Annotated in this window: 11 protein-coding genes; 7 read left to right on the top strand and 4 right to left on the bottom strand. The window is 64.9% G+C overall.

Going from position 1 to position 13,851, the window contains the following annotated elements; all coding sequences use genetic code 11:
* Positions 1-46: 46 nt before the first annotated feature.
* A complete protein-coding gene (locus tag C5689_RS09050) occupies positions 47-943 on the top strand; it encodes a PhzF family phenazine biosynthesis protein (RefSeq protein ID WP_244594645.1) in 897 nt (298 codons plus the stop codon).
* Positions 944-950: 7 nt separating this feature from the next.
* On the opposite strand, the gene C5689_RS09045 is transcribed toward C5689_RS09050, so the two are convergent.
* Positions 951-1,526, bottom strand: coding sequence for an EF-hand domain-containing protein (locus C5689_RS09045; RefSeq protein WP_108916943.1), 576 nt, complete (start codon positions 1,524-1,526; stop codon positions 951-953).
* A 168-nt stretch (positions 1,527-1,694) separates the two neighbouring features.
* Here C5689_RS09045 and C5689_RS09040 point away from each other — a divergent pair, with 168 nt between their 5' ends.
* The 3 genes from C5689_RS09040 (at position 1,695) to scpA (ending at position 6,106) form a co-directional block, all read left to right on the top strand.
* The gene (locus C5689_RS09040; RefSeq protein ID WP_108916942.1) at positions 1,695-2,576 is read left to right on the top strand and encodes a retropepsin-like aspartic protease; all 882 of its coding nucleotides are present in this window, start codon (positions 1,695-1,697) and stop codon (positions 2,574-2,576) included.
* 338 nt (positions 2,577-2,914) lie between these two features.
* A complete protein-coding gene (locus C5689_RS18205; protein WP_146188366.1) occupies positions 2,915-3,622 on the top strand; it encodes a hypothetical protein in 708 nt (235 codons plus the stop codon).
* 318 nt (positions 3,623-3,940) lie between these two features.
* Positions 3,941-6,106, top strand: coding sequence for a methylmalonyl-CoA mutase (gene scpA / locus C5689_RS09035; RefSeq protein ID WP_108916941.1), 2,166 nt, complete (start codon positions 3,941-3,943; stop codon positions 6,104-6,106).
* Positions 6,107-6,173: 67 nt separating this feature from the next.
* On the opposite strand, the gene C5689_RS09030 is transcribed toward scpA, so the two are convergent.
* Entirely contained in the window at positions 6,174-7,688 is a 1,515-nt protein-coding gene (locus C5689_RS09030) for an ATP-binding protein (RefSeq protein ID WP_108916940.1), read from the bottom strand.
* Positions 7,689-7,880: 192 nt separating this feature from the next.
* Between C5689_RS09030 and C5689_RS09025 the strand changes: the two genes are divergently transcribed.
* Positions 7,881-8,327: a cytochrome c gene (locus C5689_RS09025; protein WP_108916939.1), complete on the top strand. Its 447-nt coding sequence runs from the start codon at positions 7,881-7,883 to the stop codon at positions 8,325-8,327.
* A 12-nt stretch (positions 8,328-8,339) separates the two neighbouring features.
* Here C5689_RS09025 and C5689_RS09020 read toward each other — a convergent pair whose 3' ends face one another.
* Together C5689_RS09020 and C5689_RS09015 are read right to left on the bottom strand one after the other, a co-directional pair.
* The gene (locus C5689_RS09020) at positions 8,340-9,188 is read right to left on the bottom strand and encodes a DJ-1/PfpI family protein (RefSeq protein WP_425293396.1); all 849 of its coding nucleotides are present in this window, start codon (positions 9,186-9,188) and stop codon (positions 8,340-8,342) included.
* Between the two features lie 8 nt (positions 9,189-9,196).
* Complete coding sequence (locus C5689_RS09015; protein ID WP_108916938.1) at positions 9,197-11,443, bottom strand: TonB-dependent siderophore receptor; 2,247 nt, start codon at positions 11,441-11,443, stop codon at positions 9,197-9,199.
* 254 nt (positions 11,444-11,697) lie between these two features.
* On the opposite strand from C5689_RS09015, the gene C5689_RS09010 reads away from it, so the two are divergent.
* Both C5689_RS09010 and C5689_RS09005 read left to right on the top strand, forming a co-directional pair.
* A complete protein-coding gene (locus C5689_RS09010; protein ID WP_108916975.1) occupies positions 11,698-12,375 on the top strand; it encodes a response regulator in 678 nt (225 codons plus the stop codon).
* The gene (locus tag C5689_RS09005; protein WP_108916937.1) at positions 12,372-13,820 is read left to right on the top strand and encodes a sensor histidine kinase; all 1,449 of its coding nucleotides are present in this window, start codon (positions 12,372-12,374) and stop codon (positions 13,818-13,820) included. Before C5689_RS09010 ends, C5689_RS09005 begins: the two co-directional genes overlap by 4 nt.
* Positions 13,821-13,851: the final 31 nt, after the last annotated feature.

The raw sequence follows: 13,851 nt of genomic DNA, 5'->3' as shown, positions 1-13,851 counted from the left end.
GCGCATCATGCCATTGGACCAGCCACAACAGGCGTCGGCGCGGTTCGTGACTGTCGACGTGTTCACGGATCGCCGTTTCGGCGGCAATCCGCTCGCCGTCGTGCTGGACGCCGCGGGACTGTCGACGCGTGAGATGCAGGCGATCGCGGCCGAGTTCAATCTCGCCGAGACGACCTTCGTTCTTCCGCCACGATCGGCGGATCATACCGCGCAAATACGCATTTTCACGCCGCGCGCCGAAATGCCGTTCGCCGGCCATCCGAATGTCGGAACGGCCTTCGCGCTCGCGCGAGAGCGCCTCGCGGCCGGGGCGGCTTTTCCTGCGGCGATGCGCTTCGAGGAAATCGCCGGCTTGGTCGAAATCGACTTGCTCGAGACAGGCGGTCGGCCTGTCGGCGCGCGGCTACGGTCGCCGCAGCCTCTGACCGTCGGCGACGCCGTTGCGGTCGGCGTGCTGGCGGACGCCTGCTCGATCAGGAGCGTCGACATTGCGACGACGCGACACGCGCCGCTCATCGCCGGCTGCGGCGCGCCCTTTCTCTTCGCGGAGCTCGCGAACCTCGAAGCGCTCGCGGCGGCGAGGCCGCGCGAATCGGCCTTCGCCGAGCATCTGCCGCGCGAGCGCGCGGCGGGCGTCTATCTCTATGTGCGGACGCCCGGCGGCGAGACGGACATAAGGTCCAGAATGTTCGCCCCGCTGCACGGGATCATCGAGGATCCGGCGACCGGCAGCGCGGCCGTCGCTCTGGCGGCCCTCTCGGCCGAGCTCGGGAAAGAATCCGATGTGCGGTTGTCCATGCGCATCGGCCAGGCATTCGAAATGGGGCGGCGCAGCCTGCTCGATGTCGTGGCCGTGAAGGCGCAGGGGCGCGTGATCGAGACTTTCGTCGGGGGCTCCTGCGTTCCAGTCATGAGCGGTATAATTGAGCTGGCGGCGTCCTGACCTCGGCTCAACGACCGAAGCCGCCGCCCATGCCGCCTCCGCCATAGCCTCCGCCGAAACCACCGCCGCCCCCGCTCCTGCCGGGGAAGCCCGCGCCCTCGTCCGGCGGCGGCTGTCGCGCTCCCGCGCTCGGCGTCTGCGCCCGCGCCAGCTCTTCCTGGAAGACACGGCAGCTCTTCTTCTTGTCGTAGCGGGCGAAGAAGGGGCTCGGAAAGGCCAGAAATTCGGCGCGCGTCACGCGGCCTTTTCCGGCCATGTCGAAATAATCGAATGTGGCGGAGCGGAACACGACGCTCGCGCGCGGAATGATCTCGAAATCCTGTGCGTCGATGAATCCGCGCTTACGCTTGTCGGCGAGGCGGAACATGCGTTCGAGATATTGCTTCCATTGCTCGCAAGTATAGACGCCGCCGGCGCCGCCCCATTCGCTCGATGTGGCGAGCACGTCATCCGCCCCGCCGCCGCCTGCCAGCCCGCGCGGCGCGTCGATCGGAACGCCGCGCGGTCGATGCTGCTGCGCGAGCGCCGCGCTCGAAACCAAAGCCAATAGACCGGCCGCCAGCCGGACCGCCGCACGTCCCATGGGATGACCTCCAGTGTCTTCGTCGGTCGATCGCGCGCCGCGAGAGAGCCGACAGCTCTGCAATATCACGAAATCGCCGCGCCCGGTCTCTGCTCGATTTCCGCGGGCAGACGAAAGCCTCGCGTCGCGCTATAGACGCTCTGCCTGCCGGGACGGAGTCGCCGCGCCATGACGAAAATCCTTTCGCGCCTGCCGATTTTCCTTTTCTTCGGCCTCATCGGTCTCCTTCCCGCGCGAGGTCAGGAGCGCTCCATCGTTCCGCTGAATGTGATCCATAGCGCCGATGGCGGCGGGCGCGCCTATGTCACAATGCGTTTCGGCAATGTGATGGGGCCGATGCGGCTCGACACAGCCGCCTCCACCAGCCGCATCAAGCTCGCGCCCTGGAACGCCGGCTTTCCGGCGCTGGGCGCCAGCGTATCCACCAGCGCCTTGGGCGTCGCTTCCCGCTGCGAGGATGTGGAGGCGGCCAATGTCGAGCTGAAGGCCGGGCAGGGCAATAATATCGGCCGGGCCAAATATCGCGTCACCCGCTGCGCGACCTCGGACGGGGACGATCTGCTCGGCCTCGATTTCTTCCAAGGCGCGCGCTTCTCGCTCGATCTCGCGGCCGGCGAGATGGTCTTTTTCCCGCAGGGCGACGGCGCGGGCTGGCGACCTTTCCACAAGCTCTGGCCGGATCAAAAGCTCGTCGGCCTCGAGGCGCGCCTCGGCAAGACGGCGGCGGTCGGGCTCTTCGACACGGGGGCGGAAATCTCCGCCGTCGATCGCCGCTTTCTGGAGCGGCACAAGGCGCTCTTCGTCCTGGTGAAGAAAAAGGCCAAGGTGAGCGAGGCCTCCGGCAAGAAGATCGACGCCAAAGTCTACAAGGCCAAGGAGATAGACATAGGCGCGGGACGCGTGCTGAAGGATGTCGTCTTCGTCTCCTATGATTTCGGCCCCTTGCGCGAGGCGCTCGGCGGCGAGGCGCCGATGATCCTCGGCTTCGACGTTTTGAGCCGGTTTCGCTGGGAGCTGGATTTCGGGGCCGAGGGGCCGCGATGGAGGTAGGGGCGGGCTTCTGGACGAAGTACATTGGAGCGACCAATGTCGCACAAAAATTGTTAGAAGCACCTGCTCGCGTCTTTCTATCGACCCGGCTTATGGCTTCGTGATGTCAGTGGCTTTTTCGAGGGCCTTTCGAATGAGTGTCTCGGCCTCTCTTGCATCCTCCTCCGTATCGTAGGAGACCGAGAGCAGGGGAGCGCCTCGCACGTCTTGCACGGAAAAGCCAAACCCGTAACGTCCGCCTACGCCTGATATCGTAGGCTGTGTTTTCCCTACCTTCCCTGGCGGCGCTTCTGTCATTGTATTACCTCGTGAAACACGATTAGGAGTAGAAATATAGTATGTCCCAGGTCATGCCAAGTCAAGTCGTGCAAACCATCGACGAGCTATTCCCTCACGCGGCACAAGGTAGAGCCAGCCATAGTCCGGCGATGACGGGCATTATCAGCTTAGCGAAGGCTATACCCCCTGAATTAATCAGTGTGTCATCTAATGATTACGCCGATTTTGTGCTTGCCATCAGCACTATCGAGTATCATTTGAGAGTCTGGCAGGCACGCGGGAACGTTGGTGGCATGGCCCCTGTTAAGGGAATGGATGCAATTTCTATTATACGGCAAGTTCTGGTTAAATGTCCAGACGAATTTCCTCCATCGGCGACGACCGAACTTATATTTATTGGCGACCGTGAATTACGCAACAGCATCCGCCGCGATTTAGGGGCGGCAACCCGAGCCTTTGACAACTCTGAATGGAAGGCGGCGACGGTATTGGCTGGTGCAGCTATAGAGGCTCTCTTACTCTGGAAACTCCAAGAGCCACCGTTAGACGATAATGCCGTTCAATTTGCTGCGAAGGCTGTTACGGCAGCCGGAAAATGCGAACGGCCAAAACCTGACTTAGACCGGTGGAACCTGGATCAATACATCGAAGTGGCGACGCACCTGGATATAATAAGAGGCGACACCCCGAGCGCAGCCAAATTGGCGCAAAATTTCCGAAATTTAATCCACCCTGGTCGGGCGGCGCGCCTTGGCGCAGACTTGTGATCGCGCCACCGCCCATTCGGCCCTCGGAGCGCTGCACCATGTGATCCGTGATCTAACGTAATCGTTGCAATTCGAGGCCTCCGGCAAAGGTTTCCTCATGCTGAGGAGCCCGCGAAGCGGGCGTCTCGAAGCACGAGGAAACCGTCGGCACCGCGCCCTCTGGAGCTCGCCCTCGTGCTTCGAGACGGCGGCTTCGCCGCCTCCTCAGCATGAGGGCGAGGGGGATTGCCTTCCCGATTGTACGACGGCCTCTCCGCGGCCCTTTGCGCGCCCCGCCGCTTTTCGCTAAAAGCCGGTAGAGCCCTGCCGAGGAAAGCAATGTCCCAAATTCCCGACTTCAGCAAAATCGCCTTCGCCCCCGTCGCCGCGACCCCGAAAGAGGCCGCCGAGCCGCGCCGCTGGCTGACGCCCGAGGGCATAGAAGTCAAGAATTCCTATGGGCCGCAGGACATTGACGGCCTCTCCTTCATCGACGGCTTCCCCGGCGTCGCGCCCTATGTGCGCGGGCCCTATCCGACCATGTATGTCGCCCAGCCCTGGACCATCCGCCAATATGCGGGCTTCTCCACGGCCGAGGATTCCAACGCCTTCTACCGCCGCAATCTCGCCGCCGGTCAGAAGGGCCTCTCCATCGCCTTCGATCTCGCCACCCATCGCGGCTATGACTCAGATCATCCGCGCGTTTCCGGCGATGTCGGCATGGCGGGCGTCGCCATCGATTCCATCTATGACATGCGCACTCTGTTCGACGGCATTCCGCTCGATCAGATGAGCGTGTCGATGACGATGAACGGCGCCGTTCTTCCGGTGCTCGCGCTGTTCATCGTGGCGGGCGAGGAGCAGGGCGTGCCGCCGGCGCAGCTCACCGGCACGATTCAGAACGACATCTTAAAAGAATTCATGGTGCGCAACACTTATATCTACCCGCCGTTTCCGTCGATGCGCATCGTCTCGGACATATTCGCCTACACCAGCAAGAATATGCCGAAGTTCAACTCCATTTCGATCTCCGGCTATCACATGCAGGAGGCGGGCGCCTCCGCCGATCTGGAATTGGGCTACACGCTCGCCGATGGCGTCGAATATGTGCGCGCCGGCGTCGCCGCGGGGCTCGATATCGACGCTTTCGCGCCGCGGCTCTCCTTCTTCTTCGCCATCGGCATGAATTTCTTCATGGAGGTGGCGAAGCTGCGCGCCGCGCGCCTGCTGTGGGCGCGGCTGATGAAGGATCTCGGCGCCAAGACCGAGAAGAGCATGACTCTGCGCACCCATTGCCAGACCTCCGGCTGGTCGCTCACCGCGCAGGATGTTTACGTCAACGCTATCCGCACCAGCGTCGAGGCGATGGCGGCGACGCAGGGCCATACGCAATCGCTGCACACCAATGCGCTGGACGAGGCGCTGGCGCTGCCGACTGACTTCTCCGCCCGCATCGCCCGCAACACGCAAATCGTGTTGCAGGAGGAGAGCGGCACGACGCGCATCATCGATCCTTGGGGCGGCTCCTTCTATGTGGAGAAGCTGACTGCCGAGCTGGCCGAGGCGGCGTGGAAGCATATCGAAGAGATCGAGAGCCTCGGCGGCATGGCCAAGGCGATCGCCGCCGGCCTGCCCAAGCAGCGCATCGAGGAAGTCGCGGCGAAGACGCAGGCGCGCATCGACACCGGACAGCAAGTCGTCGTCGGGGTGAATAAATTCCGCCCGGACAGCGACGTCGCCCCGGATGTGCTGAAGGTCGATAATTCCGCTGTGCGCGCCGCGCAGATCGCCAAGCTCCAGCGCCTGCGCGCCGAGCGTGACGAGGTGAAGACGCAAGCCGCGCTCGACGCTCTGACGGAAGGCGCGAAGGGCGACGGCAATCTGCTGGCGCTCGCCATCGAGGCCGCGCGCGCCAAGGCGAGCGTCGGCGAAATCTCCTTCGCGATGGAAAAAGTCTTCGACCGCCATAAGCCCAAGGCCAATGTCATTTCCGGCGTCTATGCGCGCGAGGCGGGCGCCGATTGCGACAAGGTCGCGCGCGTGCGCAGCATGACGGCGGCCTTCGCCGAGAACGACAAGCGCAAGCCGAAGATCCTCGTCGCCAAGCTCGGCCAGGACGGCCATGACCGCGGCCAGAAGGTCATCGCCTCCGCCTTCACGGATTTGGGCTTCGAGGTCGTCATCGGCGATCTCTTCGCGACGCCGGAAGAAGTGGCCAAGCGCGCCGCGGAAGAACAGGTGCATATCGTCGGCGTGAACACGATGACCGCCGGCCATCTCGCTCTGACGCCGGAATTGCGCGACGCGCTGAAGGCGGCGGGACGCGAGGAGGTGATGATGGTCGTCGGCGGCGTCATTCCCGAGCAGGATTTTCAGGCGCTCTATGACGCCGGCGCCGCGGCGATCTTCCCGCCCGGCACCAATATTCCCGAAGCCGCCGAGAAAGTGCTGCAAGAGCTGAACGTCCGTCTCGGCTATGCGCAGCGGGCGACGGTTCGGCAGTAAGCTCACGATGCGAGCCTGAAGGCTCGCATCATTCTACCGCTCTGAATTTTCGCACTCTGAATTTTTGTCAGCCGGGGCTCGCCTCGGCCGTCGCCGCTGCGGCGCCCGGATCGCCGGGCTCGGTCTCCCAGGCGACGCCGGGGATGGCGACGATGCGCCAGCCGCGCTGATCGAGCCGGCAGACGATCGCCTGCCGCTCCTCCATATAGGCGAGCAGCCGCCGCGCCCGTCCGGGCGAGCGCGTGCCATAGGCGCTGGCGACATCCGCGTCGGAAGGGCAGGGGCGGCGGTCGAAGGCCGCGCGGGCCAGCGATAGAAAAACCCCCTGCATATCCTCCGGCAGAGCGCCGGCCATTGCGAGCACCTCGGCCCAGGGCGAATCTGCGGATTCGGCTTCGGCGAGCTCTATGCCGGCGTGGGCCACGGCGAGGCGGCGGCGGAAGGCGGGCAGACTCAAGGGCTCGCCGCCGATGCGGCGAATCCGGCAGCGCACCAGAAAATCCTGATACAGCACGGCGATGGTGCGGAAATTGGCGTCGCTGTCGCTCAAAATCTCGCGCAGCGCCGAATCGATCGCGGCCTGACGCTGCTCGGGCGAGATGCTCGGCGGCGGCTCGGCGGCGGGCGGCGCCGGCGGCGCGCTGCGGGCGAGCCGCGCCAGCACATCGGCGGTCGGCGCGGGCGGCGGCGGCCGGCGCGGCGCCTCGAAGCGCGCTTCATTGGCGCCGGGCGTGAAAATGAGATGCGCGTCGTCGGCGCCGGCCTCCGGCAGCGGCAGCAGCCTGGGGCTGACATTGCGCGCGGAAGTCTCCACCGGGCCGATGCGCACGGGCAGCGGGCGGCGCGCCATGGCCGGGCCGAGGGCGACGAAATTGCCGCTCTGCAGATCGCGGAACATTTCCGCCTGCCGCCGCTCCATGCCGAGCAGATCGGCGGCGCGCGCCATGTCTATGTCGAGGAAGGTGCGGCCCATGAGAAAATTGGATGCTTCCGCCGCGACATTCTTGGCGAGCTTGGCGAGGCGCTGTGTGGCGATGACGCCGGCGAGACCGCGCTTGCGGCCGCGACACATCAGATTGGTCATGGCGCCGAGCGAGGCCTTGCGCGCCTCGTCCGACACTTCGCCGGCGACGGCGGGCGCGAAGAGCTGCGCCTCGTCCACCACGACGAGCAGCGGATACCATTGGTCGCGCTCGGCGTCGAAAAGTCCGCCGAGAAAAGCGGCGGCGGCGTGCATCTGCTGCTCGGCGTCGAGCCCCTCGAGATCGAGTACCACGGAGACCCGGTGCTGCCGCGCCCGCGCGGCGATGCGCGTGAGATCGGCGATGCCGCAGCGGGCGTCCACCACCACATGACCATAACGCTCCGCCAGCGTGACGAAATCGCCTTCCGGATCGATGATCGCCTGCTGCACCCAGGGCGCGCTCTGCTCCAACAGGCGCCGCAGCAGATGCGATTTGCCGGAGCCCGAATTGCCCTGCACCAGAAGGCGCGTCGCCAGAAGCTCCTCGAGATCGAGCGTCGCGACGCCGCCATCGGCGCGGGTCCCGAGATCGATGGAAACCTTGGCGGGCGCCGTCATCGCGGCGCCGCTCCGGCCGTGAAGGAGGGAAAGATCATGGCGCGGAGTTAAACATCGATTCGCACCGCCCGTTCAACCGCGCCGCGGCGCCTGTGGACAAGAGCGCTCGAAGGCGCCTGGATTTTGGCCTGTCGCTCGACAGGATCTCAACATATACTGTGAGTATATAGCTGAGATCGACAAGGGGGCGCGATGCGCTGGCGTGAAGCGGGAGTTGTGCTCTGCCTGTCTCTTTCGACGATTGCCGCGCGCGGCGACGAGTCCGATCAGCGCGTCGCCGTCGCCATGACGGCGCCGGAGAAGGCTTTCGTTCTCGGCCAGATGCGCCTTTTCGTAAAGAGCGTCGAGCAGATCGTCTCGGCGCTCTCCGTGAGCGATAGAGCGGCGGCCGCGGAGGCGGCCGCTGCGCGCGGCGCGCAGCGCTTTCAGGCGGAAAACGCCATGCCGCCTACGCTCGGACCAAAATTTCCGGAGACACGGCGCAGCTTCGGCCAACCGATGCGCAAGGGCTTCGACGAATTGGCCAAGGGCCTCACGGAGGGCGAGAATGAGACGCGCTCGCTTGCACGTCTCGGCGAGCTGATGCGCAATTGCGTCGCCTGCCACGAATCCTATCGGATCGTCGACGCGCGCGACTGAGCGCGACGCACATCAGCGCTCGCGCATTTTGGCGAAAGCGGCTTTGCCGGCTTCGCTCATGTCCTGCCTCAGCCCGACGAACATTCCTTCGATCATCGTCGTGACCGCGCGCGGCGCCGTCTCCGGCTCGCCGGCGGAAAAGGGCGGCTCCGGCGCATATTGCGCCAATAGCTGCACGCCTTCCGCGTAAGTGCGGTCGCGCAGCTGCGCGACCAGAGCCAGCGAGAAATCGAGCCCGGCCGTCACGCCTTCCGCCGTTATGCGATTGCGATCCTGCACGACGCGGCCATTGGCGGGCGTCGCGCCGAAAATCGGCAGCAGCGGCTTCGTCACCCAATGCGAGGTCGCGCGATAGCCGTCGAGCAATCCCGCCGCGCCGAGCAGCATGGAGCCCGTGCAGACGGAGGTGACATGGCTCGCTCTGCGTCCCGCCTCGCGCAGAAAGGCAAGAGTCGCCTCGTCGCGCATGGCCGCGAGCGTGCCATTCGAGCCGCCGGGCGCGCAGAGAATGTCGATTTCTTTCGCATCCTCGAAACACGCCGAGGGGGTGAAGACGAGGCCTGTGTCGCTGCGCACAGGCTCCTTCGTCTTGGCGACGATCTCGATCTTCGCGCCCATCAGATTGGCGAGCATATATTGCGGCCCCACCATGTCGAGCGCGGTGAAGCCGGGATAGATCACAAAGGCGATCTTCTCCTTGCCCATCCAATGCGCCGGCATGGAGGACATGTCGTGCGAGGATGCTGCGGCTCGCGCAGCGCTCGGGCGAAACGTGGGCGCGGCGCTCGCGAGCAATGCCGCGAAAGCCGCAATTCCTTCGCCGAAACGGCGTCGATCGATATGGCTGTCCATGTCGCTCATCGTCGCTCCTACATGCGCGCGGAGAGTGTGGCGAAGAAGGTTCGTCCTTCCGCCGCCGCGAGATTTCCCGAGAGATAGGGATAGGCCGTCAGATAGCGCCGATCGCCGAGATTCTTGGCGTTGAGCGCGAAGGTGAAATTCTCGTGCTTGTAAGTGAGCGCCGCGTCGAAGACGACATAGCCGCTGGTCATCCACGGCTTGCCGAGCTCGACCACTTGTCCAGAGGAGGCATAGAGGCCGGCGCCGAGCGACCATCCTGCGAGCGCGCCGGTGAAGGCGTAATTGCCCCACAGTCGTCCCGAATCCGCCGGCGCCAGATTGAGCGGCACATTCTGCAGCTTCGGATTCGCATTGCGCGAGATTTTCGCGTCGATATGGGCGTAGCTCGCGAGCACGGAAAATTCCGCGGTCGGCTGCCAGACGAGATCGGCCTCGAAGCCGGAGGAATGCCATTCGCCGGCCTGCGTCTGCGTGAGGCCGCCGGGCGCCGTCGTCGGCACATTGGTGCGCTTCAGATCGAAAAAAGCGAGCGTGCCGGAAAGGCCATAAAGTCCGTCGAGCTTGACGCCCGCCTCGAATTGCTCGGAGCCTTCGGGCTTGGGCGCCGCGCCATTCGGACTGTTGAAGAAAGTGACGGCGCGCAGGCCCTGCGAATAGCTTCCATAGATCGACAGCCAATCGAGCAGATCATAGGTCGCGCCGGCACGCGGCAGCACTTTGGTCTCGCTGGTGGAGAAAGTCTGCGGCGGCGAATAGGCGCCCTCGTAGCTGTCGATGTCGATCATTGCGACGCGCAAGGCGCCGAGGAAATGCAGGCGATCGAAGATCGTCGACTGCAATTGCACAGTGGCGCCGGCGTTCTGATATTGATTATTGCTCTGATTGAAGACGCTATAGCCCGATTGGCCCGGCAGCGGATAGGCGTAGAGCGGAAATGCCTGCGAACGGAAATCCGTCGGCTTCGGAAAGCCGAACGCTCCGTAAATGCTCGAATCCGGTCCGGCGGCGTAGGAGGCGGCGAGCTGGCCGCGCTCCCAGACGCGATTGAAATCGCCGCCGATGAGCAGACGATTGCGTGTCGGCCCAGCGTCGAATTTGGCGACGACATTGGAGGTGATGGCGAATTCTTCGAGCTGCTGCGCGAGTATCGTGTTCAGCATGACGAATTGACTCGGCCCGCCATAGGCGCCGAGGGAAGGATTGACCGAATAATTCGGCTGATTGCCGCCGAAGGGAATCTGCGAAGGTTCGTACATTCGCGAAGACGTCCAGCGCGCGCTGGTGAAGGTCGAGAAAGTCTCGTCGAAACGATGATCGAAGCGAATGGTGACGCCGGAGGATTCCGTCGTCGCATCGGGAATCCGTGAATTGGCGAGGAAGCTCGTCGGCCGCAGCGAATAGAAAGAGCGGTCGATCGTTCCCGTCGCCGGCAGGCCGGGATAATCGGGCTGATCGCGCCGCGACAGATGGCCTTGGATCGTCAGCGAGGTGTCCTCGTTGGGTGCGAATTTCAGCGTCGGATCGATCGAATAGCTGCGGCGATGCACGACGTCTATGTTGGAATGCGTCGATTCATATTGCGCCGTCACGCGGAACAGCACGCTCTTATCGGCGGCGAGCGGCTGATTGACGTCTATATAGGGGCTGACGAAACGATAGCCGCCGGCGCGCACGCCGGCTTCTGCGAAACGCTCCGCCGTCGGCATTCGCGACACGATATTGACGACGCCGCCGACGGGGCTCGCGCCGCCCTGGAACAAAATGCTCGCCGGACCTTTCACCACCTCTATGCGCTCGACATTGGCGAGAAGATCGCGCACGCCGAGATCGTAATAGTTCGGCAATCCGTCCACATAGCGCTCGGCGCGCATTCCGCGCAGGCTCGGCCCTATGCCGCCGGGATACCGCGGATCGATCGCAATCAGGCCCGAGACATTGCGGAACGCCTCGCTCTGCGAAACGGCCTGGCTGTCGTCGATGAGCTTGCGCGGAATCACCTCTATCGACAAAGGCAGTTCTTTGATCGGCGTCGGAAGGCGCGTCGCCGTCGCGGTCTGCGCCTGATATCCGCGCACCGGGCCGGCCGTGGTCTGCACGGTCCCCGGTCCCTGCCGCTCCGCCTCGGCGCTGTGTCTTTGCCGCGCCGCGTCTATGTCGATCGGCGGCAGCGCTTCCTGCGCGAGCGCCCCGCCGCCGAGGAGAACAATGGCCAACGCATTCGCGCCGACGCTTCGCAGAAGATCGCGATCGAGCATAGGGCCTCCTTTGTCGCTCAATTCGTCCCGCGGGACACGCCGCATCGCCGCCGGGCGTAGGAAGCCAACCTTTCATGGAGATAACATGGGACGACGAGAACGTCGATTTCCGCTCGCCGTCGCCGGTTGCGCTCGATGCGCGCTTTGTCCTATGCTCTGAGTCTTCGCGTGCGGCGGAGCGACGAAACAATGTCACGAATTTTCCTGCCGAGCGGCGCGTCTCCCGAGCGCGCGGCGAGCGAGGGCGCGCCTTGATGCGTGTGCTGCTCGTCGAGGACGAAACGGAGATGGCCCATGCGCTCGCGCTGCGGCTCGGGCGTTCGGGCTTCATCGCCGATCATGTCGGCGCTCTCGTCGATGCGCGAGAAGCGCTGGCCTGCCATCGCTATGGGCTCGCCATTCTCGATCGCCGTCTGCCGGACGGCGACGGACTCGAGCTTCTGCCCGAATTGCGTCGTCTGCAGCCGGACGCGCGCATTCTCATTCTCACCGCCTGCGAGGCGGTGAGCGAGCGCGTCAGCGGGCTCGACGCCGGCGCCGACGATTATCTCGCCAAGCCGGTGGACTTCGACGAGTTGATGGCGCGCGTGCGCGCCTGCCTGCGCCGCGCCCTGGGCGCCGTCGCTCCGCCCGTCGTCATCGGCCGACTCTCCTTCGATCTCGCGGCGCGCGAGGTTTTCGTCGATGGCGCGCCCGCCGTGCTGCACCGGCGCGAGCTCGCTCTGCTGGAGACGCTCGTGCGCAGCGCCGGCCGCATCGTGCTGCGCGCGCGGCTCGTCGAGGAGGTCTATGGCTTCGACGACAATGTCGACGTCAATGCGCTGAACATTCTGGTGTCGCGCTTGCGCAAGCGGCTCGGCGATCTCGGCGCCGAGGTCGAGATTCATTCGGCGCGCGGCATCGGCTATATGTTGGCGAGAGCATCCTCGTGAGGCGCCGTCGCTCGCTCGCGCTGCGCTTGATCGTCTCTCTCGCGGTCGTGCAGATGGTCGGCATTTTGCTTCTGGTGCCGATCACCGATTTTCTGATCTCCGCCTCCGGCCTCGCGCCGGGCTGGCAGGTCGCGCCCGACGATTGGGGCGAGCATCGCATCTATGGATTGGTCGCGCGCTCGGTGACGAAAACCGAGACCGGCGAGGCCATTCTCGCGCCGAGCGCTGCGCTGCGCGCCTATCGCGAGGTCAATCCGCAAGCGCGTTACGCCGCCTTCGATTGCAATGGCGCGGCGTTGAGCGGCTCGGCGCCGGAACTGGTCGAAGCGCTCGGCGGCCTCGATCGCATCGGCGCGACGACGTTGAAGTTCCGCATTCCGGGCGACGCCGATCCTCGCGCCCGTGGTTTTTTGCGGCGCGCGCCGGCGGCCGTCGGGGCCTGCGCGATCGCAGCCTATAATTATCGTTTCGCCTGGGACGATCTCTTCGCTGTGGCGGCCTTGTTCCTGACGCCGCACAGCGCCGCTGTCGTCGCGCCTGCCGTGCTCTGCGCGCTCGCCATCGCATGGATCGTCGTGCGGCGCGGTCTTTCGCCATTGCGCGCCGCCGCCGCCGATGTGGCGGCGATCGATGTGAACACGCTGCACAAGCGCATCGAAGCCGATGACGCGCCGAAGGAGATCGCGCCCTTCATCGAGGCGGTCAATGACGCGCTGACGCGCCTCAATGCGGGCGTCGCGGCGCAGCGCCGCTTCACCGCCAATGCGGCCCATGAGCTGCGCACGCCGATCGCGATCATGCGCGCCCATGCGGACAATCCCGACGACGCCGCGTTTCGGCGCGATATGAAGCGCGACATTCGCCGCGTGCAGACGATCGTCGAGCAATTATTGGCGAGCGCGCGATTTTCGATGCGCGACGCTCGCGCCGATGTCGACATGGATCTCGGCGCCGTCGTTCTCGCAATGGTCGCCGATCATACGCCGCTCATCATCGAGAACGGCCGGCGCATCGAATTCGAGCCGCCACGCGAGCCGACGATCGTCACGGGCGACGGATGGGCGCTCGAATGCGTCGTCGCCAATCTTCTCGACAATGCGCTGCGCGCCGAACCGCGCGGCGGCCTCATATTGGTCCGCGCGTCGTCGACCGCGGTCGTCGAGGTCGTCGATCATGGCGCCGGCGTTCCGCGCGCCGATCGCGAGAAGATTTTCGAGCCGTTCTGGCGGCGCGACAATAAGAGCAATGGAATCGGCCTCGGTCTCGCCATTTCGAAGACGCTCGTCGAGCAGATGGGCGGATCGATCGGCGTGGACGAAACCAGCGGCGGCGGCGCCACCTTTCGCATCACGCTGCGCAGAAGCGCCGCCCAGAGCAGCGAGGCGCCCGGCCGTCCGCTCGCGGACGTCGCCGACGCGAGGCGCCGATCCGAGGATGCGGCCTGAAATAGTCGACCGGAGCTCGGCTGCGCGAAGA

Origin of the sequence: Methylosinus sporium (assembly GCF_003113265.1) — a bacterium.
In the GTDB taxonomy this organism is placed as follows: Bacteria; Pseudomonadota; Alphaproteobacteria; order Rhizobiales; family Beijerinckiaceae; genus Methylosinus; species Methylosinus sporium.
This window is presented reverse-complemented; position numbering and strand designations above follow the sequence as displayed.

Excerpts from the sequence above, each read along its gene's own strand:
- C5689_RS09040 (WP_108916942.1), top strand. The coding sequence starts at position 1,695 with ATGACGAAAATCCTTTCGCGCCTGCCGATTTTCCTTTTCTTCGGCCTC.
- C5689_RS18205 (WP_146188366.1), top strand. The coding sequence starts at position 2,915 with ATGTCCCAGGTCATGCCAAGTCAAGTCGTGCAAACCATCGACGAGCTA.
- C5689_RS09010 (WP_108916975.1), top strand. The coding sequence starts at position 11,698 with ATGCGTGTGCTGCTCGTCGAGGACGAAACGGAGATGGCCCATGCGCTC.
- C5689_RS09020 (WP_425293396.1), bottom strand. The coding sequence starts at position 9,188 with ATGAGCGACATGGACAGCCATATCGATCGACGCCGTTTCGGCGAAGGA.
- scpA (WP_108916941.1), top strand. The coding sequence starts at position 3,941 with ATGTCCCAAATTCCCGACTTCAGCAAAATCGCCTTCGCCCCCGTCGCC.
- C5689_RS09045 (WP_108916943.1), bottom strand. The coding sequence starts at position 1,526 with ATGGGACGTGCGGCGGTCCGGCTGGCGGCCGGTCTATTGGCTTTGGTT.
- C5689_RS09025 (WP_108916939.1), top strand. The coding sequence starts at position 7,881 with ATGCGCTGGCGTGAAGCGGGAGTTGTGCTCTGCCTGTCTCTTTCGACG.
- C5689_RS09015 (WP_108916938.1), bottom strand. The coding sequence starts at position 11,443 with ATGCTCGATCGCGATCTTCTGCGAAGCGTCGGCGCGAATGCGTTGGCC.
- C5689_RS09030 (WP_108916940.1), bottom strand. The coding sequence starts at position 7,688 with ATGACGGCGCCCGCCAAGGTTTCCATCGATCTCGGGACCCGCGCCGAT.